Source organism: Macrococcus epidermidis (assembly GCF_003259695.1).
Classification (GTDB): Bacteria; Bacillota; Bacilli; order Staphylococcales; family Staphylococcaceae; genus Macrococcoides; species Macrococcoides epidermidis.
In genome coordinates this window covers 896,241-917,791 of record NZ_PZJH01000001.1, presented here as the reverse complement: position 1 = coordinate 917,791, position 21,551 = coordinate 896,241, and the positions used below count along the sequence as shown (strand labels likewise).

The window sequence follows — 21,551 nt, the reverse complement described above, 5'->3', positions numbered from 1 at the left end:
GAGGGGGGAAAATTAAATGAGCCAACGTGTCACAAGACGCCAATTTTTAAACTATTCCTTAATGGGAGTTGGATCATTTATGGCTGCTGGTATGGTTATGCCTTTAGGGCGCTTTGCGTTAGATCCTGTGTTTAAATCTGGAGCAGCAGGAGATATGATAACAACAAGCGTTAAAGTTTCGGAAATTACTGAAGAACCAACGAAAGTTGACTTCAAATTCGAACAAAAAGATGCATGGTATACGAGCGAAGTAACAGAATTTGCATGGGTTTATAAAGATGGGGAAAACATTATTGCAATGTCTCCAGTTTGTAAGCACTTAGGTTGTACTGTTGCCTGGAATGGTGATAAATCAAATCCAAACCAATTCTTCTGTCCATGTCATAATGGTCGTTACGAGAAGAATGGTAAAAATGTTCCTGGTACACCACCACTTGGACCTTTAGATCAGTATGAAACTGGTGATAAAGGCGGAATGCTTACAATCGGTAAAAAACATCCAAATGAATTAGTGAAATAGGAGGGTAAAAAATGATCGATAAAATCTATGATTGGGTCGATGACAGACTTGATATTACACCAATCTGGCGCGATATCGCAGATCATGAGGTGCCTGAGCATGTTAACCCTGCTTATCACTTTTCTGCATTCGTTTATTGTTTTGGTGGTTTAACGTTTTTCATCACAGTAATTCAAGTATTATCAGGTATGTTCTTAACAATGTACTACGTACCAGATATCGTAAATGCATGGAAATCAGTTTATTATTTACAGCATGATGTTGCAGCAGGTGTTATTGTACGTGGTATGCATCACTGGGGTGCAAGTTTAGTTGTAGTCATGATGTTCTTACATACGCTTCGTGTATTCTTTACAGGTAGTTATAAACAACCTCGTGAATTAAACTGGTTAGTCGGCGTATTAATTTTCTTCGTAATGTTAGGATTATCGTTTACAGGTTATCTATTACCATGGGATATGAAAGCTTTATTTGCAACAAAAGTAGGTTTACAAATTGCAGAATCTGTACCGTTTATCGGTCCATGGGTTAAAACGTTATTAGCTGGAGACCCACAAATTGTCGGTGCACAAACATTAACGCGATTCTTCGCTATTCATGTATTCTTCTTGCCTGCATGTTTATTCGCGTTGTTAGCAGCTCACTTTATCATGATCAGAAAACAAGGTATTTCGGGGCCACTATAAACACGAATACACTATAAAAGGAGGTAATATAGATGCATCGCGGAAAAGGTATGAAATTTGTTGGAGATTCTCGTATTAAATCATATGAGAAACCAAAATTAAATCGAGATTATTCAGAATTTCCAGGTAAAACAGAAAGTTTCTGGCCTGATTTCTTATTAAAAGAATGGATGACTGGAGCAGTATTCTTAGTTGCATATTTATGTTTAACAGTTGCGCATCCATCTCCATTAGAGCGTATCGCAGATCCATCAGACACTGGTTATACACCATTACCTGACTGGTATTTCTTATTCTTATATCAAATCTTAAAATATACTTACGCATCAGGTCCATTTAATACATTTGGTGCAATTGTAATGCCAGGTATTGCTTTCGGTGCATTAATGTTAGCACCATGGTTAGACAGAGGCCCTGAGCGTAAATGGACAAAACGTCCTTTAGCTTCTGGATTTATGTTACTTGCAGTTGCTATAATCTTCTACACTACGTGGGAATCTTCTCATTATCATGATTGGAAGAAACAAGCTGCTCAAGGTAAGATTGTATTCACTAACTTAGACAAGAAAGATCCAACGTACGAAAAGATTATTAAATCTAACTGTACAAGTTGTCACGGTGGAGAATTAACTGGTGGGGCTGGTCCTAACTTAGTTAAATCTCAATTACCTGCAGCTGCTGTTGAAGGTTTTGTTGAAAAAGGTAGTGGTGCAATGCCATCATTTAAAGATACTTTAACAAAAGAACAAATTAAAGAAGTTGGTAAATTTATCGAAGGTTTAGAAGAAACTGACGAAAATGGTAAACCACTTAAGAAATAATAACTAAAGAATCATCCATGTGATGATTCTTTTTTTATGAGGTGCATGATGATAGATCAAATTTATTACTGGATTCAGAATAAAGTATTTCTTATTTTCATAATTCTGTGTAATCTTTTAGGTACGCTTTATGGCTATTATTGGTATATGGGACAACTTACTGAAACGAAATGGTATTTTATTCCGTTTGTACCAGACAGTCCGACAGCCACTTTATTTTTAATTATTGCGCTTACAACTATTTTATTTAAAAAACATTTACCGTTGTTTGAATGCCTTGCATTTATCACGCTTATTAAATATGGCATATGGGCAGTAATGATGAATATATTTACCTTTATTGAATTAGGTCAGGTGACAGCTATCGGTTTAATGCTCTGTATATCACATGCCATCATGGCGGTGCAGGCACTTCTTTTCTTTCCATTATTCAAAATAAGCTTAAAACACGTTTTATTTACTGCAATGTGGGTATTTCATAATGATGTCATAGATTATGTCTATATGCAGTATCCTGTATATAGTATGTTGAATGAATACATACAACATATTGGATATTTTTCATACTGGTTATCGATATTATGTTTTGTGCTACTACTTTACATCATGGATAAGGACATAACATTTGATTAATTTTGACCATTTTAATAAAATAAAACTAATCTAATATAAGGAGGCAATACATTAATGAGTTATATCCTGTATTTTATTATCATTATGTTAGTACCGATGTATTTCCAATATAAAGTAAAGTCTACTTATAATAAATATAGTCGCGTACGTTCTACAAGTGGAAAATCTGGACAACAAGTAGCTGAAGAAATTTTAGCAGCAAACGGTATTACAGATGTTCGAGTTATTGAAGGTGAAGGGTTCTTATCAGATCATTATGACCCTAATAAAAAGGTTGTAGTACTTAGTCCATCTAATTTCAGACAACCAAGTGTTGCTGGAACTGCAATTGCTGCACACGAAGTTGGTCATGCAATTCAGCATGCTACAGGTTACGGAATGCTTAAAGTACGAAGTGCTTTAGTACCATTAGCAAATTTAGGGACAACATTTAGCTACATACTTATCATGATTGGTGCAGTATTAACTGGAATGAGCCAACAAGGTGGTGGCATTGGAACAATGGCTATATGGGCTGGTGTTGTGTTAATGTCATTTGCAGTATTATTCTCAATCGTTACATTACCGGTTGAGTTTGATGCAAGTAAGCGTGCGATGAATCAGATTGAAGCATTGCATATTGTTAATGAAGAAGAATACCGTCATGCTAAAACTGTTTTATCTGCAGCAGCAATGACATATGTTGCAGCGACTGCAGTAGCTGTTGCAGAGTTCTTAAGATTTTTTATGATGGCAAGAAATTCAGATTAATCATGCTGAATCATTAAGCAACTTATAATTAATATAACTAATTTATAAAACCGACCATATCTATAAATCATTCGTTGATTTAAAGATATGGTGTTTTAATTATGTATTTTATTATTTTTATACTATCTTTCTATCGGCTTTTTAAATTCATCTAAAGTAAATCCTTCGCCTAACACGTCGTGTACATCTAGCAATGATACAAAGGCATGTGGATCTATACTGTTAATGACCTGTTTTAGACGTGTGATTTCATTTCTTGGCACGACACAGTATACTATTGGACGGTCAGTTTTAGAATAATGTCCATGTGCTGAGATTAATGTAACACCACGTTCTAATACGTTACTGATTTCATCAGAAATTGCCTGATGTTGCTCAGAAATAATCATTGCACCTCGTGCAGAGTAACCTGAGTCCTGGATTGTATCGATGACGCGCGCTCCAACAAATACACAGACGAGTGTATACATTGTAATGCGATAATCACCTAATGTTAAATATGTTGCAAGAATAACGAGACAATCGAATGCGAACATCGTTCTTCCCATCGGTACTTCGAAATATTTTTTCATAAGTCGGGCAAGGATATCAACACCACCGGTTGTTCCTCCGAATCGAAAGATAATGCCGAGACCTGCACCAATAAATACACCGCCAAATAAACTAGCGAGAAGTAAATCATCTTTTAAATTAATATGTAATGGATATTTTTCGCAAATACCAAGAAATAACGATACACTTAAAGTACCGATTAAGGTATAGATAAATGAAAGTTTCCCTAATAGTTTATATCCTACAAAGAAAAGTGGAATGTTAAAGATTAAATTCAATATAGCAGGGCTGAAATGAAATAAATGATATAATATTAGAGCAATACCGGTAAAACCACCTTCTGTCAGCGCATTAGCCATATTAAAATTTACGATACCAAAACTAAAAATAAATGCACCGATAAGAATCATGATAATATTAATTAATTTTACTTGAATCGTTTTTTGCATTTATTAACCCCCTTTATAAAATTAATTATACATAATAATGTTAATATTTTGGAGGTAATTATGAAATCATTATTAGAAATGCAACAAGAAGTCGATGCATATATAAATCAATTTAAACTTGGTTATTTTTCACCAATGGAAAATATGGTGAGATTAACAGAAGAAGTCGGGGAATTGGCACGAGAAATTATTCATGTGTATGGTCCAAAACAAAAGAAACTTAGTGAAAAAGAAAAAGAGATTGGATTAGAACTTGCTGATAATCTTTTTGTGTTAATCTGTCTTGCTAACTCAATGAATATTGATTTGACAGAAAGTTTTAATCAGACGATGGATAAATTTAATAATAGGGATAAAAATCGCTTTGAAAGGGTGGATAAGGAGTGAAGTTTGCTATTATCGCACATGATCAGAAAAAAGATGCGCTAGTTAAGTTTATTGAAGATCACATAGATGAATTTACTAAACATCAGTTGTTTGCAACAGGCACAACTGGTCTACGTGTAATTGAAAGAACGGGTTTGAATGTAACAAGGTTTAAATCAGGACCACTCGGTGGTGACCAGGAGATTGGTGCATTAGTCGCTAATAAAGCAATTGATGCCATCTTTTTCTTCCGTGATCCTTTGACTGCGCAACCTCATGAACCAGATGTCAGTGCATTGTTACGGTTGTCTGATGTTTATGATGTACCACTTGCTACAAACGAAGGTAGCGCTCTAGCAATTATTACGTATTTTGAGTCATTATAGGAGGTCATTATGAAGATAGGTATAACATGTTACCCTACAATGGGTGGTTCAGGAATTATTGCAACTGAACTCGGAATAAAGATGGCAGAGAGAGGCCATGACGTCCATTTTATTACTTCTAACACCCCATTTAGAATACAGTTCCAAATGCCAAATATTACGATCCATCAAGTTGATGTTAATCAATATTCAGTTTTTCAGTATCCACCTTATGATATTACGTTGGCAACTAAAATTGCGGAAGTTATCAATGTGTATGACCTTGATGTATTACATATGCATTATGCTGTACCACATGCAATTTGTGGTATCCTTGCACGTCAAATTGCCAGAAAAGATGTAGGTATTGTAACAACTTTACATGGTACTGATATTACGGTTCTTGGGTACGATTCAACATTAAAGGGTGCCATAAAATTTGGTATCGAAGAGAGCGATATAGTCACAAGTGTGAGTAATGCATTAACACAGGAAACATATGATATTATTGCACCTGATAAGGAAATCAATACAGTATACAACTTTATTAATGAAAAAGATTTTGAACCAATTGATAATAAAGCATTAAGAGCGTGTTATGGTATACCTGATAATTATAAAGTGTTGATTCATGTATCAAATTTTAGGAAAGTAAAACGCATTCAGGATGTAATTAAAACGTTTAGTTTAGTAAGAGCAAAGTTAAAGTCTAAGCTCATTTTATTAGGTGATGGTCCAGAACTATCGAAAATGAGAAGCTATGCAAAAAAACTAGGTGTTCTTGAAGATGTCATGTTTTTAGGTAAACAGGATAAGGTAGCGAGCTATTATCAAATGGCTGATTTATTCTTATTGATGAGTGAAAAAGAAAGTTTTGGACTTGTATTGCTTGAAGCGATGCATACCGGTGTCGTGTGTATCGGAACAACAGCTGGCGGTATTCAGGAAGTCATTAAACATAATGAAACAGGATATATTGTAGATGTAGGGGATACAGTTCAAGCAAGTGAATACGCCATTGAATTACTTATGAATGATAATTTATATTCAAAATTTCAGAAAGCGATGAAAGTTGATATTAATGAAAGATTCCATTCTACAATTATTACAGATCAATACGAGGCAATCTACCAATCTTTAGTTAAAAATTAATATCAAAAATGGAGTAGTTATGAAATTAGAACTAACATATTTAAATCATACAACACAAACGTTGATTATAGCTGCGAATGAAGTTATCGAAGAATTAAAGCTGCATGGATATGAAGCTTACATTGTAGGCGGTGCTGTACGCAATCTATTGCTTAAAAAAGAGGTAAATGATATCGATATAACTACAAATTGTTTACCGGAGAATATTATCAAGATTTTTAGTAAGACTGTGCCTATTGGTATTGAACATGGTACAGTCATCGTATTGTGGCAGGATTTTCAGTTTGAAGTAACAACATTTCGAGTAGATGGTGAATATATTGATCATCGACGTCCTGAACAAGTACAATTCGTTACCGATTTGAAATCTGATTTAGAACGTCGAGATTTTACCATCAATGCGCTGGCATTAAGTGAAACACACGAAATTATCGATTATTTTGATGGTCAAAAAGATTTGAAAAATAAAGAAATACGTGCAGTTGGTCATGCAGCACATCGATTTGAAGAGGATGCATTACGCATGATGCGTGCTATCCGATTTCAAAGTGTCCTAAATTTCAATATTGAAGAGAATACGCTGCTGGCTATTGATGAACTTGCTGCAACAATTGCTTTAGTTTCTATCGAACGTATCGTTGTTGAATTGAAGAAACTATTGATGGGTAAAGGCGTACATCAAGCATTACAAATTTTTTATAAGACAATGCATAGATATCTACCTTTTTTTAGAGATATAAGGGGGAATACTACTACGTATCAGCTGCAATCACCTGCTGAATTTACAGTTTACATCGCATATATTATATATTGTGAATTAAAAATAGATCAGGATTTAACATCTAAAATTTCTGATTTTAAACTATCCAATCAAGAGAAGAAAAAAATAAAAGATTGCGTCTTAATTTTTGATTATTTTAATCACCCTGAGATGAGTTTAAAAGCGTTTGTATATCGATTTGATATAGATTTAATTCAAAATGTGTATCATTTTATATTAAATGAAAAAGTTGTAATAGATAATTTAGTAGATATAACATCAATTCAAAAAGCTAAACAGCAATTAACAATTCAGACACGAGATGAATTGCAAATTGATGGGAATGTGTTAATGACATATTTAAATAAAAAACCTGGTCCATGGCTAAAAAGTATGCTAAACAACATTGAATTAGCAGTTATTGAAGGACGACTGAGCAATCGACAAGAAAAAATATTGGAGTGGGCAAAGAATCATGTCTAAATATAAACAGGATATACTTGAATATTTAATGATGCATAAAGGCAATTATGTTTCTGGACAAAAACTCGCTGAACAATTCAACGTATCACGCACTGCGATATGGAAAGCAATTGAAGTTTTGAAGACACAAGGCTATTCAGTTGAGTCAATAAAGAATAAAGGATATCGCATTACGTCAGTTCCAGATCATTGGGACAGTGATTTATTATCATATGTTTTAGGGGATTCAATATTTCAAAAACAATTTGTTTATGAAGAAGTAACTTCAACTCAGACTATTGCACACGAATTATTAATGGAATTTGATGAACCGTTACTTGTATTAAGCGAAATTCAGACAGTTGGTAGAGGTCGCTTTAAACGTCCATGGGCTTCTAAACGTGATACTGGTTTGTGGATGAGCCTTGTGCTGCATCCTAATATTAGCTATCAGCAAATTGCAACGTTTAATTTGTTTATTTCTATTGCGATCGCTGAGGCGATAAAAAATGTAACACAGCTTGAACCAAAAATTAAATGGCCGAATGATGTATATATCAATGATAAGAAGGTATGTGGTTTCTTAACAGAAATCAATGGAGATTCTGATGGTGTTCATACGATCATTTGCGGCATCGGTATAAATATTAACCATAAACTCGAAGATTTTGATGAAACTATAAGAGATACTGCTACAAGTTTTAAACTTGAGTCTAAAACAGATACTGATCGTTATATTTTTATCAAAGCATTAATAGATTCAATTGAACACTATTATGAAGCTTTTTTAACGCAACCATTTAAAGAGATAAAAGAAATTTATAAAGGCTATTCTATGATTTGGGATAGAACGTTAAGGTATACTGAAGGCAATAAACAAATTTATGGCAAAGCTATCGATTTAAAAGACGATGGTGTACTCGTTGTATTAGATGATACAGGTGAACGCCATCAATTCATAAGTGCAGATATAGAAGTGTAGGTGTAAAATATGGCATTAAAATATGCTATTGTAGATTTAGAAACAACAGGGAATAATCTGGAAGTGGATGAAATGATTCAGATTGGTGTTTGTATTATGCAAAACAATCAGATTATCGACACATTTGAATCATTTGTGCATACTACGCAACCGATTCCGCCGTTTATTCAGTCATTAACAAAAATAAATAATGAAATGGTCGAACATGCACCGACATTTCAAAAGATCGCTCTTCAACTATATGAATTATTAGAAGGGTGTGTGTTTGTAGCACATAATGTTGATTTCGATTTAAATTTTTTAAGAAAATATTTTAATGAAAGTAATATATTCTATAAACCAAAGTATATTATTGATACTGTAGATGTATTTAAGATAGTATTTCCTCAAATGTCGAGGTATCAATTGTCTTATTTATCTGAGCAGCTAAATATAAAGTTAACAAATGCACATCGAGCAATTGACGATGCGAAAGCAACTTGTGAAATCTTAATGATTGCATTAGATCAATTACGCAATTTACCTAGTACTACTTTGAAATCATTATATAGCCATGCCAAACAAATGCGCTATCATTTTGATGAAGTATTATTTGATCTGATACGAGATTATGAACATAGTTCTATTGATTATCATACAGTGAACGGCATTAATTTTATCAAAAAAAATAGACAAGTGAATCCACTTAATATCGATGTATCTTTTGAAACATTTTTTGAACAGACGATACATTCACTCGATTTTATTTATAGAGAAGAACAATATCAATTATCTTATGAAATTTATTTAAGTTTAAAACAACAAACTGAAATCACGATAGAAGCAGAACTTGGCAGCGGAAAAACATTAAGTTATTTAATTGCTGCCGCATATTTTATTGCGAAGACTAATCAATCTGTACTCGTGTCTACTTCTACGATAGCGCTACAAAATCAAATGATTGATTATGATATCACACTTTTAAAGCGTCAAGGTTTAAATATACCGTATCAAATTATTAAAAGTAAAAATCATTATTTAACCATTGAATTTGTAGATTATATTTTAAAGGATACAAAAATTAATCATGATATTTCCATATTAAAAATGCAGTTGATCATCTTTTTAATGAGTGGTAACGATGGTGATATCGAACAGCTGAACTTAAATGGAGGACGTAAAATATACTTTGAATTGATGCGTAGCCTCTATATACCTCAACAAAATGAAACTTATTTGTTTGATGCTTATCCAGATACGGCGCATATTGGAATCACGAATCATGCACATCTTTTATCAAATCGAAAATTTAATGTATTTGAAAATTATCGTCATATTATTATTGATGAAGCACATCAAATACTTAATTACGCATTAAAATACACGACATTTGAAATGAAATATCAGAATTTAAAATATTTAATATCTCAGACATTGCAGGAATTTGATACAAGTGCTATTAGTCACAAGCAAAAACTAAATGATTTGACATTTTTCCAATACGGGAGTATTAATAATGAATTACAGCAATTAAATGAAAAGTATGAACAGTTATTTGATTACCTGCTTACACATTATTATTCAGATCGTATTATACAAGCTGAAATCAATAAAGCAGATGAACCAGCTATTTTAATGCTTGAATTAATGCATACGCTGTCAACGATTGCTTCTGCACCTAACATTACAAAAATCCAACGCAAAATGATTATTAACTTAAAAGAAAACTTTGAACGATGTTATAACAATATATTGTTACATGGTGAGCTATATATCATGTTTAATAATCACAATAAATCAGGCATTCATATTATTTTAAAAGAGCATAATGTAAAAGAAGTGATTGAAAACTATATTTTAGATGCTTTTGATTCGAAAATATTTATCTCCGGAACGATAAACTCAATTAATGAACATAACGTTTTATCAGACTTATTTATGGAGAGCAAAAAATATATAAAATTTGATGCGTCATTCGAAAAATATAAAGCACCTTTATATATACCTACAGATATACCAGCATTCAATTATCAGCAACAAGAAGCATATATAGAAAAATGTCTGGAATATATATTGATGTATTTAAACAATTATGATGGTAAAGCATTAATCTTACTAAATAGCTATCAACAAGTTGAAATTTTGAGAGACTACTTATATGAAACAGCACTTGATCAAGTTATATTGACGCAAAATAGTGATGTTAATACTACGAAACTGAATCAGCAATTTAATCAATTAGAAAAAGGTGTATTGCTCGCTACGCAAACATTTTATGAAGGTATAGATTTTAAGTATGACGGTGTAAAATGCGTAATGATTGTTTCTTTACCTTTTATGCATCCGAAAGATTTAAATATTGCTTTAATGAAAGAAGAAGTTGAAGATGTGTTTTTAGATTACCAGGTTCCTATCGCTGTCAATAAACTACACCAGGCTACTGGGCGTTTAATTCGGAACGAAAAAGATCGTGGTTGGATGATTTGTTTTGATAGAAGAATAGTAGATAGTCGCTATGCAACTAAATTCAGTCATATACTTTCAAACTTTAATAAGCAAGAGGGGAATATTGAGGATTTTGAGAAATTTATGTATACACTCTACAAAAGTTTTTCGGAATTCTAGCTTAAACTACTTAATAAATGACTTAATTATTGGTAAACTGTTCTTATAATGAATCCTGGGAGGAATGAGGAATCGTGGAATTATCACAACGTGTTCAAAAGTTAACACCATCAACGACTTTAGCAATAACAGCTAAAGCAAATGAATTAAAAGCAAGTGGAAAACCTGTTATTGGTTTAGCAGCAGGGGAACCAGATTTTAATACACCTCAAAATATTATTGATAAAGCATTCGAAGCCGTTCAAAATGGTGCAACGAAATACACGCCATCTGGTGGAATGAAACAACTTAAAGAAGCTATTCAAAAGAAATTAAAAGATGATAATAATTTAGATTATGGATTAAATGAAATTATGGTAGCAAGTGGTGCCAAACATGCACTTTACAATTTATTTCAGGCATTACTTGATGAGGGAGATGAAGTAATTGTCCCAATTCCTTATTGGGTAAGCTATCCTGAACAAGTAATATTAGCTGGCGGTAAAGTTATCTATGCTGATAGTGACGAAACAACTGAATATAAAGTTACTATCGATGCGCTAAATAAAGTGAAAACAGACAAAACAAAAGCACTTGTCTTAACATCACCTAGTAATCCAAGTGGAATGGTTTACACGAAAGAAGAATTACAACAAATTGCAGACTGGGCAGTAGAAAATAATATTGTCGTAGTATCAGATGAAATTTATGAAACACTTGTGTACGATGGTGAACATGTGAGTATCGCTAGCTTTAATGATGACATCAAAGCATTAACAGTTGTAATCAATGGTGTTTCAAAGAGTCATTCAATGACAGGCTGGCGTATCGGTTATGCTTGTGGAGATGCGAAATTAATTAAAGCGATGACGGATTTATCAAGTCACTCTACAAGTAACCCGACAACACCTTCTCAATGGGCAGCAGTTGAAGCATACAATGGAGATAAAACTTTCTTAAACGAAATGAATGGTATATTCAAAAGTCGTCTAGATGAGATTTATCCTAAACTGATGGAGGTACCAGGCATTCAATGTATTAAACCAAAGGGTGCATTCTACTTATATCCTAATGTAAGTGAAACAGTGAAACTTTGTGGATATGAAAATACAGAGGCATTTGTGACTGCATTATTAGAAGAAAAATTAGTTGCAGTGGTTCCAGGATCAGGTTTTGGTTCACCAAATAATATTCGTTTAAGCTATGCGACGGATTTAGATTCAATGCATGAAGCGATTAAACGCATTAAAGAATTCGTAGAAGAGAAAATGGAGAAATAAACATGACAAAAATAACGATTAATCAAGCGAGTAAATATGTAGGTAAAGAAGTAACAATCGGTTCATGGATTTTAAATAAACGATCAAGCGGTAAAATTGCATTCCTTCAGTTACGTGATGGAACTGGTTTTATGCAAGCAGTAGTCGTAAAAGAATCAGTTGGTGAAGAATTATTTAAAGTTGCAAAAGGTATTACGCAGGAGACATCTTTATATATCACAGGTGTAATTAAAGAAGATGAACGTTCAGATTTCGGTTATGAAATGGAAGTGACAGGCATAGAAGTGATTCATGAATCAGTGGACTATCCTATTACACCGAAAGCACATGGTACAGATTTCTTAATGGATCATCGTCATCTATGGTTACGTTCTAAACGTCAGCATGCGGTAATGAAAATTCGAAATGAAATTATACGTGCGACATATGAGTTCTTTAACGACAATGGATTTACAAAGATTGATCCACCGATCTTAACAGGATCTGCACCAGAAGGCACAAGCGAATTATTTGCAACGAAATATTTTGAAGAAGATGCGTTCTTAAGCCAATCAGGACAACTTTATATGGAAGCGGCAGCGATGGCACACGGTAAAGTATTTTCATTCGGTCCTACATTCCGTGCAGAAAAATCTAAAACACGTCGACACTTAATCGAGTTCTGGATGATTGAACCGGAAATGGCATTTTACGAACATGAAGATAGTTTAGAAGTTCAGGAACAGTATGTTTCATATATTGTTCAGTCAGTCCTTAAGAACTGTCAATTAGACTTAAAATTATTAGGTCGTGACACTGAGAAATTAGAAAAAGTAAAAGCACCGTTTCCACGTATAACATATACTGATGCGATTCAATTCTTAAAAGAACAAGGATTTGATGATATTGAGTGGGGCGATGATTTCGGTGCACCGCATGAAACAGCAATTGCTAATCACTACGATTTACCTGTATTTATTTTAAACTATCCGACAGGAATTAAACCATTCTATATGCAGCCTAATCCTGATGAAGAAGGAACAGTTAAATGTGCAGACTTAATTGCACCAGAAGGGTACGGTGAAATTATTGGAGGTTCAGAACGTATTTGGGATCTTGAATTAATTCAATCACGTATTAAAGAACATGGTTTAGATCCGGCTGCGTATAGTTATTATACTGATTTACGTAAATACGGCAGTGTACCACACTCTGGTTTCGGATTAGGATTAGAACGAACAGTAGCATGGCTTTCAGGTGTAGAACACGTTCGTGAAACGAGTCCTTTCCCACGTTTACTGAATCGTTTATATCCATAAAATTTAAGTTAATATAGATTAATAATATTAAATCGTATAGATATAATTTTATATCTGTACGATTTTTCTATCACCAAGGGGGAAACAATGAGTATATTTAAACAAGATGTCATCATTCCTCGTATTCTTTTTGAACAATATCATCAACTTGGGATGAGTGAAACAGAACTCATCATGATCATGAAAATAATAGAATTATCAAATGAAAGTAGTTTACCTTCATTTGAGACAATTAGCAATGCGATGAGTGTTGACAAGTCGCAAGTGATGTTGATATTACAAAACTTAATCAGTAAAGATTTTATAAAAATTGATGTAAAAAAATATAATGATGTGTCATTTGAAGAACGTTACGATTTAACACCATTAGAATCGCAATTATTAAGATTACAAGAAGAACAAGAAAAAATTAACGATGTCAATGTACGACAAACGAGTTTTAAAGAAATATTTGAACGTTTTGAAGCAACATTTGCACGACCTTTAACACCTATTGAAATCGAAACGATTTCTCATTGGATAGATACAGATCAGCATTCTGCGCCACTAATTATTACAGCTTTAAACGAAGCAAGCAGTCATAATAAACTGAGTATTAAATATATCGATCGAATATTACTGAACTGGAAAAAACGTAATGTTAAGACGATTGATGAATCAAAAATAGTAAGTAATGAATATAAGCCGTCAAAAACGCTATCTAAAACAGTACCTGATATTCCTGTTTTTGATTGGGTGAACGGAGAGAATCCATATGATAAGTAAGAAGAAAACTTTAGAAATGTTAGATGTTATTGATGAAATGTTTCCTGATGCTGAATGTGAACTTGTTCATGACAATCCATTTGAATTAACAATTGCTGTATTATTATCGGCACAATGTACAGATGTTCTCGTCAATAAAGTAACTCGAACGTTATTTCAAAAATACAAAATACCAGAAGATTATATAAATGTTCCGATTGAGGAGCTAATGGATGATATTCGCTCAATCGGTTTATATAAGAATAAAGCAAAAAATATTCAGGCATTATGTCGTATTTTAATAGATAAATATGATGGAAAAGTTCCGCAGACACATGCTGAACTTGTTGCATTACCAGGTGTTGGTCAAAAGACTGCCAATGTAGTAGTATCAGTAGCGTTTGGAATTCCTGCACTTGCTGTTGATACGCATGTAGAACGTGTATCTAAGAGACTTGGTATATGTAAATGGAAAGATAATGTAAAGCAGGTTGAAGCAACATTATGTAATAAGATTCCGAGAGAACGATGGAACAAAACGCATCATCAATTAATTTTCTTTGGCCGATATCATTGTACAGCTCGCAATCCGAAATGTCTTGAATGTCCATTGTTAAAGGATTGCAGAGAAGGTAAGAAACGTCATAAGGTGGTTGTATCATGAAAGCGAGAATGAGTGAGCTGGAAGAACAAATTGATCAGCACAGTAAAAATAGAACATTGAATAGTATTGATGCAATAAAATTACTTGATGAATATTATGAAGGATTACTGTATTTAATGAGAACATTAAATGATTTAGAACCCAATGTTGAACTTAAAGCTGATAATATTCAAATAGGACCTTTAAATTTTATTGAACGTATAAAGTATATTGAACAGCGTAAACATCATTTTATGGGTTATCAGCAAATGAAGACAATGCTTGTTGAAATCAATAAGTTAATTGCGATAAAAAGCATAAAAAAGAAGCGATAACATCATTGTTTCGCTTCTTTTTTATTGACCTAAATTTTGTGCTGCCCGTTCATTTGCGGCTTTTAAATCAGCAGCAGCTTTATCACTTGCAGCTTTTAAGTCTGCAGCAGCTTTATCACTCGCTGCTTTCAAGTCAGCGGCAGCTTTTTGATCTGCAGATTGGCTAGATGGAACAGTTTCAGCTGTTCTTCTTTCCATTGTAGTAGGTATATTTTCTGTTACAACCTCAGTGGTGTTGTTTTTATTCTTGTCTTTTGAATTAGAAGTTTTTTTTTCAGAGTTGCTAGATGACTGGTTATTGATTTGATTCTTCGCATCCTGTTCTGCCTGTTTTGCTTCTTCTAAGGCTCTCTTAGCAGCTTCAGCAGCACGTTCATTGTTATTACGCGCTGCCTCAGTTTGCTCATCTAAAGAACCTGTAGGAAAAGTTGTCGTTGAGTCTGACTCTGTAGTAGATGAATTATCATTTTTTCCTGTTAAAACATCATTATTATCTTGTTGACCTTTTACTTTAACATCTGTACCGATTTTTTCAACTGAATCAGGCATTGCAAAATCCTGACCATCTATTGGACTGATTTCACTCATTACTTGTTTAAATAAAGATTTTGGTAATGCTTGCTCTTCAGGACCAACGAATGAATTAGCACCGCCTTCAGCAAGTTTAGTGAACCCCATCCAAACAGACATAGTATATCGTGGTGAATACCCTACAATCCAGACATCTTTTGCAGCATTGTCAGGTAAATTGTATTTTTCATACGTTTCATTGCCATACGTACCTGTACCTGTTTTAGCTGCAAGTGTAAGACCTGGAATACTACTACCATAAGCTGTACCTAAAGGTTCAAATGATCCTTTTAACATATCCGTTACGATATATGCCGTATAGTCTTCCATCGCTTTTTCAGAAACTGTATCAAACTTAATCGTTTCATCATCTTGTGTCACAACTTTTCGAATAGCATGCGCTTTGTTGTATGTACCACCATTACCAAAAGTAGAGAATGCACTTGCCATTTGAGTAGGAGAGAACTCAGAAGATGATCCACCTAAAGCTTCAGCAGGACCTAAGTCTTTTGATTGATATTCTAATCCAACATTTTTGGCAAATTCATAAGATGCATCATTACCAGCTTCTTTTTTTACTTCCTGGAAGATTTTTAATGCCGGTATATTTAAACTACGACGGATAGCATCACGCATTGTTACAACGCCGTGGTTTTGCGTATCATAGTTTTTAAATTTGATACCATTTATATCGTATTCTGATTCATCCTGTATTTTATGATTTGTTGCCCATTGTTCATTTTCGACAATTGGACCGTAACTTAAGAATGGTTTGATTGTTGAACCAACAGGATGTACGTCTGTTGCAAGGTTTCTATCAACGACGTCTGTAAAATTACGCCCACCACTTATAGCAACAAGTGCACCAGTTTGAGTATCAACAATCGTTGATGCTGCTTGTTGATATTTGTTTTTATAGATATTCATGTTATCAACATTGTTTTGCAGTGAAATCTGTGCATTATTGTCCATGTTCGTATAAATTTTTAATCCGCTAGTTAACACATCACTTAATGATTTGCCTTGAAATTCTTTATTATTTTTTAATTCTTGCTTTATTACATTGACGTATGATGCATATTTCGGATCATTTTCTTCTATATTTTGACGTTGCGCAGCTGTTCTAGGTACTAAATTTTTTGATAAGTCTTCAGCTTGCGCCTGTTCCATTTCAGCTTTAGAGATACGTTTATGACGATTCATTAAATATAAAACAGTATCTTTACGTTTTTCTGCAGCTTCTGGATGGTCATATAAATTATACGTGTTAGGAACTTGTGGAAGTCCAGCTAAATATGCTGATTCAGCAAGTGATAGTTGATCTAAATCTTTATTAAAATAATATCTAGCTGCTGTTTTAACACCATATATACCATCAGAATAATAAATTTTATTCATATACATCTCAAAAATTTGATTTTTATCATACTCTTGTTCTAATCGATAAGATAGGTAAGCTTCCTGTGCTTTACGTTCAATAGATTTTTGATCTGTTAGGAAAGAACGTTTAACTACTTGTTGTGTTAATGTTGAAGCACCTTGCGAACCAAATCCACCAGTAAAATTCTTAAATACTGCGCCGGTTAATCGTTTAAAGTCTAATGCACCATGTTCATAGAAACGATTGTCTTCAGTAGCAAGTACAGCATCGCGCATCGTATCTGGAATATCTGCAAACTTAACTTTCTCACGTTTTTGTCCCATATATAATATGGTTACTAGATTATTATCTTTATCATAAATTTTAGTCGGTAATTGATCACGTAATGCTGACTCATTAAATTTCGGAGCATTGTATGCATAATATAGAAACAGTAGCATACCAGCAACGACCATCGTTGTAAATAATGCGACAAGCACGCCTACAACTTGTAAGATCGTTTTCTTTAAACTTTTTTTCTTTTTCGCCATTCTTAAATCCTCTCTCTCATTAAACTTAAATAGAATATAGTGATTGTATTGCTTTTAAATAATCAATTCTAGGACGATATGTATATGGTATCAATATACCATCTTTTTTAATTTCCTTTAACTGAATAGATTTCTTTTCATCGTCTTTGTATCTTTGCCAATAATGATAAAAATTTTCGAACGGTAATAAATATACTTCTTCAAGACTGGAAAAGCAAATTAAAATAAAGACGATACCGCCATGACGATAAACTTGATGCATATGTGAAACTTGATGCTGGTGTATATTGATCAGTGGAAAACTCGTTTTATTTTGGGTAACTTTAGCTTCAAAATCAATATACTTACCATTATATATGCCATTATAGTCAGTTGTTGATGCACGTCTGAAATAAGCCTCTTTGATTACTGCTTTCGAACGTTTCGGATAATCTACTTTTACGATTTGAATCGGTGTCGGTTTTTTATGTATAATTGCCAGATCGTTTTGGAGATAATATCTATTGCTGTTGTCGATTTCATCTTCAAATTTCATACCACGTTTTCCATATTCAATTTTACTATTATTTATAGTATTTGTAACTAAGTCTAAAGACTTAGAAGGCTTACCATTTGGATAATTGACCATTTTATTCATCCTAATTGTGATGTCTTATTTTTTCATATACAATGAGTTTAACACAACTTGTGAAAGGAGTAGTTAAATGTTACAAAATTGTATTAAAAGTTTAATTGAAAATATGCAACAGATTGATCAGTACTTTCATAGCGCAAAAAATGGTGAACTATTTAACTTTGTTATTGATGTACAACCATTTACTGAACAAGTAGATGTAAATTTAAATCAATTAAATAATTATAAAGAAGAGATATTATCTTTACCTTTAATGAATGAAAAGAAATTATCATTGCTGATGCTATATATTCGAGAGTTATCTGTCGATTGTTTTTTTGATAAGACGAGTAAAAAAATATTTATCGACAAATTCAAAGCAGTCAATCATGATCTTCAATATATCAACAGAGTAATAGAAAAAGTTTAAGGATATAGTAATGAAGACTTTATATATAACTGGATATAAACCGTATGAGATTGGTATTTTTAAAAATAATCAGCCTGAAGTACGATATATAAAACTCTTCCTTCAGGATAAAATTAAATCATATATTGAAGAAGGTCTTGAATGGGTCATTATCCAGGGGAATTTAGGTACTGAATTATGGGCAGCTGAAGTAACGATTCGATTAAAAAAACAATATGATATTAAATTGGGCATTATCACGCCATTTTTAAGTCACACAGAAAAATGGAATGAAGAAAATCAACAATACTATCAACAGATTATCAGTAAAGCAGATTATATAAATAGTGTGTTTCAGGATACTTATAAAGGTGGATATATGTTTAGTCAGGCGAATCAGTTCATTTTGGATAATACTGAAGGTACTTTATTATTTTATGACGAAGAGCATGAAGCAAGTCCTAAATTCTTCAAAAGAACGCTCATTGATTTTATGACAGAAAATCAATATACTATGGATAGTATCAGTTTTTTCGACTTATCAGATTTTATAGATGAATATACGAGAGAACAAGAAAATTAGAGGTGTTATTATGTCAGAAATGAATTTAAAATTATCTGCAAAAGATATTTATGAAAAAGAATTTGAAAGAACGATGGTACGCGGTTTTAAACCGGAAGATGTAGATAGTTTTCTAGATGAAGTGATAGAAGACTATCAAAAGATGGCAGACATGAACAATCAATTATTAAAGCTTTCTGATGAAAATTCAAAATTGAAACGTGAAATTGAAAACCTTCGTATGCGTGTTGCAACAGGTAGAAGTGATCATCAGCAACAAACACCGAATAACTACGATTTATTAAAACGTATTTCTAATCTTGAAAAAGCAGTGTTCGGTAAATAATAGTCATCGCAATTCAATGCATTTGATGCTATAATTTAATAATGTTAAAAGATATCTCGGATAATCGCTATACTTTGTATAGAGGAAAGTCCATGCTCACACATGCCTGAGATGGCTGTAGTGATCGTGCCTGGTGAAACAATAAGCCAGGGCATTAATTTGACGGCAGTGAATAGACCTAAGTCTTTGATATGGTCTGAGTAACTTGAAAGTGCCACAGTGACGTAGCTTTTCTAGAAATAGAAAAGGTGGAACGCGGTAAACCCCTCGAGTGAGCAATCCAAATTTGGTAGGAGCACTTTTCTAGCGGAAATGAACGTATAGAAGAGGTATGAAAATACAGACAGATGATTATCACCGGCGTACGAGAGTATCTAGGCTCATTTGCAGTACTAAGGAACAGAACATGGCTTATAGAGATATCTTTCTAGATGTCCTCCATTTATAATGGGGGACTTTTTTTATTTATTGAACGTATTTATCGTGTTACAATGGAATTAATAAACATTACATTCTACTATAAAAGTATTATGTAAACTTGGAGGGAATTATGTATCAATTACTAGCTACTACACCTATGGGGATGGAAGCTGTTGCAGCAAAAGAAGTTCAGGCCCTTGGATATGAAACAACAACAGAGAATGGACGTGTATTATATCAGGGTGATGCACGGGCAATCGTGAAATCAAATCTTTGGTTACGCAGCGCAGATCGCGTTAAACTTGTTGTTGGACGTTTCTATGCTACTACTTTTGAACAGTTGTTTGATCAGACAAAAAATATACCGTGGGAAAACTATATTAGTGAAAATGGAAGTTTTCCAGTTCAAGGTAGAAGTTTAAAATCAAAGTTATTCAGTGTACCTGACTGCCAGGCAATTGTCAAGAAAGCAATAGTTGAACGTCTAAAAAAAGCTCACAACCAGCAAGGATGGTTACGTGAAGATGGCGCATTATATAAAGTTGAAGTTGCGATTCTTAAAGATGAAGTATTACTTACAATTGATACTTCAGGAGCCGGATTACATAAACGTGGATACCGTCTCGCACAAGGTGAAGCACCGATGAAAGAAACGTTAGCAGCTGCACTTGTATTGTTATCTAACTGGAAAGGAGAAACACCATTTATTGATCCTTTCTGTGGTTCAGGAACCATTGCAATTGAAGCAGCAATGATCGCTCAAAATATTGCACCAGGATTTAACAGAGATTTTGTGAGTGAAAACTGGGATATCATTCCTGAAGGTATGTACGATGAAGAACGTGTTAAGGCAGAAGAAGTTGCTGAATATGATAAAGAAATATCGATTACAGCAAGTGATATTGATCCGAACATGGTTGAAATTGCGCGTAATAATGCGATTGAAGTAGGCTTTGGAGATATCATTGAATTTAAGCAAATGAATGTTCATGATCTTACGTTAAACAGTGAAAAGGGTGCAATTGTTGGTAATCCGCCGTATGGCGAACGTATAGGTGAGAGAGCAGAAGTGGAAGCAATGTACACGTATTTAGGAGAACTAATTGAAAAAAATCCTAAATGGTCACTATATATTTTGACAAGTTTGAAGACATTTGAAATATTAGTAGGCAAAAAAGCAACTAAACGCCGAAAATTATTTAATGGATACATTGAATGTACGTACTATCAATACTGGGGCGAGAGATAGAAGAGGATGTCGACAAACCTTTAAATAAATGTAACCACACAAAGCATAACTATATGTTTTGTGTGGTTTTTTGTTTATGATATATGTATC

At 33.4% G+C, this 21,551-nt stretch carries 23 protein-coding genes and 1 other RNA gene; 21 read left to right on the top strand and 3 right to left on the bottom strand.

The window, feature by feature from the left end:
• The first annotated feature begins 16 nt into the window (after nt 1–16).
• Genes BHU61_RS04755 through BHU61_RS04735 form a run of 5 tightly spaced genes read left to right on the top strand, consistent with a single transcriptional unit; the run spans nt 17 to nt 3,410 of the window.
• Nucleotides 17–520, top strand: coding sequence for a QcrA and Rieske domain-containing protein (locus BHU61_RS04755; RefSeq protein ID WP_096076454.1), 504 nt, complete (start codon nt 17–19; stop codon nt 518–520).
• 11 nt (nt 521–531) lie between these two features.
• Entirely contained in the window at nt 532–1,206 is a 675-nt protein-coding gene (gene qcrB / locus BHU61_RS04750) for a menaquinol-cytochrome c reductase cytochrome b subunit (RefSeq protein ID WP_086042577.1), read from the top strand.
• 32 nt (nt 1,207–1,238) lie between these two features.
• Entirely contained in the window at nt 1,239–2,027 is a 789-nt protein-coding gene (locus BHU61_RS04745; protein ID WP_096076455.1) for a menaquinol-cytochrome c reductase cytochrome b/c subunit, read from the top strand.
• Between the two features lie 48 nt (nt 2,028–2,075).
• On the top strand, nt 2,076–2,660 hold the full coding sequence (locus BHU61_RS04740; RefSeq protein WP_379883764.1) for a DUF1405 domain-containing protein: 585 nt from the start codon (nt 2,076–2,078) through the stop codon (nt 2,658–2,660).
• 54 nt (nt 2,661–2,714) lie between these two features.
• Nucleotides 2,715–3,410 (top strand): zinc metallopeptidase, encoded by a 696-nt coding sequence (locus BHU61_RS04735; RefSeq protein ID WP_111715015.1) that lies wholly within the window; start codon nt 2,715–2,717, stop codon nt 3,408–3,410.
• A 122-nt stretch (nt 3,411–3,532) separates the two neighbouring features.
• On the opposite strand, the gene BHU61_RS04730 is transcribed toward BHU61_RS04735, so the two are convergent.
• The gene (locus BHU61_RS04730; protein WP_111715013.1) at nt 3,533–4,411 is read right to left on the bottom strand and encodes a YitT family protein; all 879 of its coding nucleotides are present in this window, start codon (nt 4,409–4,411) and stop codon (nt 3,533–3,535) included.
• Between the two features lie 60 nt (nt 4,412–4,471).
• Here BHU61_RS04730 and BHU61_RS04725 point away from each other — a divergent pair, with 60 nt between their 5' ends.
• From BHU61_RS04725 to BHU61_RS04675, 11 genes are all read left to right on the top strand, one after another.
• On the top strand, nt 4,472–4,798 hold the full coding sequence (locus BHU61_RS04725; protein WP_111715011.1) for a nucleotide pyrophosphohydrolase: 327 nt from the start codon (nt 4,472–4,474) through the stop codon (nt 4,796–4,798).
• Nucleotides 4,795–5,163 carry a methylglyoxal synthase gene (gene mgsA, locus BHU61_RS04720; RefSeq protein ID WP_111715010.1) on the top strand — a complete coding sequence of 123 codons (369 nt, stop codon included), beginning with the start codon at nt 4,795–4,797 and terminating at the stop codon, nt 5,161–5,163. Before BHU61_RS04725 ends, mgsA begins: the two co-directional genes overlap by 4 nt.
• Before the next feature lie 9 nt (nt 5,164–5,172).
• Nucleotides 5,173–6,294, top strand: a complete 1,122-nt coding sequence (bshA, locus tag BHU61_RS04715; protein ID WP_111715008.1) for an N-acetyl-alpha-D-glucosaminyl L-malate synthase BshA — start codon at nt 5,173–5,175, stop codon at nt 6,292–6,294.
• A 19-nt stretch (nt 6,295–6,313) separates the two neighbouring features.
• Nucleotides 6,314–7,537, top strand: a complete 1,224-nt coding sequence (locus tag BHU61_RS04710) for a CCA tRNA nucleotidyltransferase (RefSeq protein WP_111715006.1) — start codon at nt 6,314–6,316, stop codon at nt 7,535–7,537.
• Complete coding sequence (locus BHU61_RS04705; protein ID WP_111715005.1) at nt 7,530–8,498, top strand: biotin--[acetyl-CoA-carboxylase] ligase; 969 nt, start codon at nt 7,530–7,532, stop codon at nt 8,496–8,498. The genes BHU61_RS04710 and BHU61_RS04705 overlap by 8 nt, the downstream gene beginning before the upstream one ends.
• A 9-nt stretch (nt 8,499–8,507) precedes the next feature.
• Entirely contained in the window at nt 8,508–11,102 is a 2,595-nt protein-coding gene (locus BHU61_RS04700) for a helicase C-terminal domain-containing protein (RefSeq protein ID WP_111715003.1), read from the top strand.
• A gap of 74 nt (nt 11,103–11,176) precedes the next feature.
• A complete protein-coding gene (locus BHU61_RS04695) occupies nt 11,177–12,361 on the top strand; it encodes a pyridoxal phosphate-dependent aminotransferase (RefSeq protein WP_111715001.1) in 1,185 nt (394 codons plus the stop codon).
• 2 nt (nt 12,362–12,363) lie between these two features.
• On the top strand, nt 12,364–13,659 hold the full coding sequence (gene asnS / locus BHU61_RS04690) for an asparagine--tRNA ligase (RefSeq protein WP_111715000.1): 1,296 nt from the start codon (nt 12,364–12,366) through the stop codon (nt 13,657–13,659).
• An 87-nt stretch (nt 13,660–13,746) separates the two neighbouring features.
• Nucleotides 13,747–14,424 (top strand): DnaD domain protein, encoded by a 678-nt coding sequence (locus tag BHU61_RS04685; protein WP_111714998.1) that lies wholly within the window; start codon nt 13,747–13,749, stop codon nt 14,422–14,424.
• Complete coding sequence (nth, locus tag BHU61_RS04680) at nt 14,414–15,067, top strand: endonuclease III (RefSeq protein WP_111714997.1); 654 nt, start codon at nt 14,414–14,416, stop codon at nt 15,065–15,067. The genes BHU61_RS04685 and nth overlap by 11 nt, the downstream gene beginning before the upstream one ends.
• Nucleotides 15,064–15,381, top strand: coding sequence for a YpoC family protein (locus tag BHU61_RS04675; RefSeq protein ID WP_111714995.1), 318 nt, complete (start codon nt 15,064–15,066; stop codon nt 15,379–15,381). Before nth ends, BHU61_RS04675 begins: the two co-directional genes overlap by 4 nt.
• A gap of 21 nt (nt 15,382–15,402) precedes the next feature.
• Here the strand turns inward: BHU61_RS04675 and BHU61_RS04670 are convergent, their stop codons facing one another.
• The gene (locus BHU61_RS04670) at nt 15,403–17,862 is read right to left on the bottom strand and encodes a transglycosylase domain-containing protein (RefSeq protein ID WP_111714993.1); all 2,460 of its coding nucleotides are present in this window, start codon (nt 17,860–17,862) and stop codon (nt 15,403–15,405) included.
• 25 nt (nt 17,863–17,887) lie between these two features.
• The gene (recU, locus tag BHU61_RS04665) at nt 17,888–18,490 is read right to left on the bottom strand and encodes a Holliday junction resolvase RecU (protein ID WP_099578167.1); all 603 of its coding nucleotides are present in this window, start codon (nt 18,488–18,490) and stop codon (nt 17,888–17,890) included.
• 76 nt (nt 18,491–18,566) lie between these two features.
• Between recU and BHU61_RS04660 the strand changes: the two genes are divergently transcribed.
• The 5 genes from BHU61_RS04660 to BHU61_RS04640 all read left to right on the top strand — a co-directional run bounded on the left by BHU61_RS04660 (nt 18,567) and on the right by BHU61_RS04640 (nt 21,461).
• Nucleotides 18,567–18,905, top strand: coding sequence for a DUF1798 family protein (locus tag BHU61_RS04660; protein ID WP_111714992.1), 339 nt, complete (start codon nt 18,567–18,569; stop codon nt 18,903–18,905).
• Nucleotides 18,906–18,915: 10 nt separating this feature from the next.
• Nucleotides 18,916–19,467 (top strand): SLOG family protein, encoded by a 552-nt coding sequence (locus BHU61_RS04655; RefSeq protein WP_111714990.1) that lies wholly within the window; start codon nt 18,916–18,918, stop codon nt 19,465–19,467.
• Between the two features lie 10 nt (nt 19,468–19,477).
• The gene (gpsB, locus tag BHU61_RS04650) at nt 19,478–19,792 is read left to right on the top strand and encodes a cell division regulator GpsB (RefSeq protein ID WP_099578161.1); all 315 of its coding nucleotides are present in this window, start codon (nt 19,478–19,480) and stop codon (nt 19,790–19,792) included.
• Nucleotides 19,793–19,844: 52 nt separating this feature from the next.
• Nucleotides 19,845–20,211: RNase P RNA component class B (gene rnpB, locus BHU61_RS04645), an RNA gene on the top strand.
• 131 nt (nt 20,212–20,342) lie between these two features.
• Nucleotides 20,343–21,461: a THUMP domain-containing class I SAM-dependent RNA methyltransferase gene (locus BHU61_RS04640; RefSeq protein WP_111714989.1), complete on the top strand. Its 1,119-nt coding sequence runs from the start codon at nt 20,343–20,345 to the stop codon at nt 21,459–21,461.
• The last annotated feature ends 90 nt before the right edge of the window (nt 21,462–21,551 follow it).

Coding starts and splice junctions, on each gene's coding strand:
- BHU61_RS04755 (WP_096076454.1), top strand. CDS start 17: ATGAGCCAACGTGTCACAAGACGCCAATTTTTAAACTATTCCTTAATG.
- qcrB (WP_086042577.1), top strand. CDS start 532: ATGATCGATAAAATCTATGATTGGGTCGATGACAGACTTGATATTACA.
- BHU61_RS04745 (WP_096076455.1), top strand. CDS start 1,239: ATGCATCGCGGAAAAGGTATGAAATTTGTTGGAGATTCTCGTATTAAA.
- BHU61_RS04740 (WP_379883764.1), top strand. CDS start 2,076: ATGATAGATCAAATTTATTACTGGATTCAGAATAAAGTATTTCTTATT.
- BHU61_RS04735 (WP_111715015.1), top strand. CDS start 2,715: ATGAGTTATATCCTGTATTTTATTATCATTATGTTAGTACCGATGTAT.
- BHU61_RS04730 (WP_111715013.1), bottom strand. CDS start 4,411: ATGCAAAAAACGATTCAAGTAAAATTAATTAATATTATCATGATTCTT.
- BHU61_RS04725 (WP_111715011.1), top strand. CDS start 4,472: ATGAAATCATTATTAGAAATGCAACAAGAAGTCGATGCATATATAAAT.
- bshA (WP_111715008.1), top strand. CDS start 5,173: ATGAAGATAGGTATAACATGTTACCCTACAATGGGTGGTTCAGGAATT.
- BHU61_RS04710 (WP_111715006.1), top strand. CDS start 6,314: ATGAAATTAGAACTAACATATTTAAATCATACAACACAAACGTTGATT.
- BHU61_RS04705 (WP_111715005.1), top strand. CDS start 7,530: ATGTCTAAATATAAACAGGATATACTTGAATATTTAATGATGCATAAA.
- BHU61_RS04700 (WP_111715003.1), top strand. CDS start 8,508: ATGGCATTAAAATATGCTATTGTAGATTTAGAAACAACAGGGAATAAT.
- asnS (WP_111715000.1), top strand. CDS start 12,364: ATGACAAAAATAACGATTAATCAAGCGAGTAAATATGTAGGTAAAGAA.
- BHU61_RS04685 (WP_111714998.1), top strand. CDS start 13,747: ATGAGTATATTTAAACAAGATGTCATCATTCCTCGTATTCTTTTTGAA.
- nth (WP_111714997.1), top strand. CDS start 14,414: ATGATAAGTAAGAAGAAAACTTTAGAAATGTTAGATGTTATTGATGAA.
- BHU61_RS04675 (WP_111714995.1), top strand. CDS start 15,064: ATGAAAGCGAGAATGAGTGAGCTGGAAGAACAAATTGATCAGCACAGT.
- BHU61_RS04670 (WP_111714993.1), bottom strand. CDS start 17,862: ATGGCGAAAAAGAAAAAAAGTTTAAAGAAAACGATCTTACAAGTTGTA.
- recU (WP_099578167.1), bottom strand. CDS start 18,490: ATGGTCAATTATCCAAATGGTAAGCCTTCTAAGTCTTTAGACTTAGTT.
- BHU61_RS04660 (WP_111714992.1), top strand. CDS start 18,567: ATGTTACAAAATTGTATTAAAAGTTTAATTGAAAATATGCAACAGATT.
- BHU61_RS04655 (WP_111714990.1), top strand. CDS start 18,916: ATGAAGACTTTATATATAACTGGATATAAACCGTATGAGATTGGTATT.
- gpsB (WP_099578161.1), top strand. CDS start 19,478: ATGTCAGAAATGAATTTAAAATTATCTGCAAAAGATATTTATGAAAAA.
- BHU61_RS04640 (WP_111714989.1), top strand. CDS start 20,343: ATGTATCAATTACTAGCTACTACACCTATGGGGATGGAAGCTGTTGCA.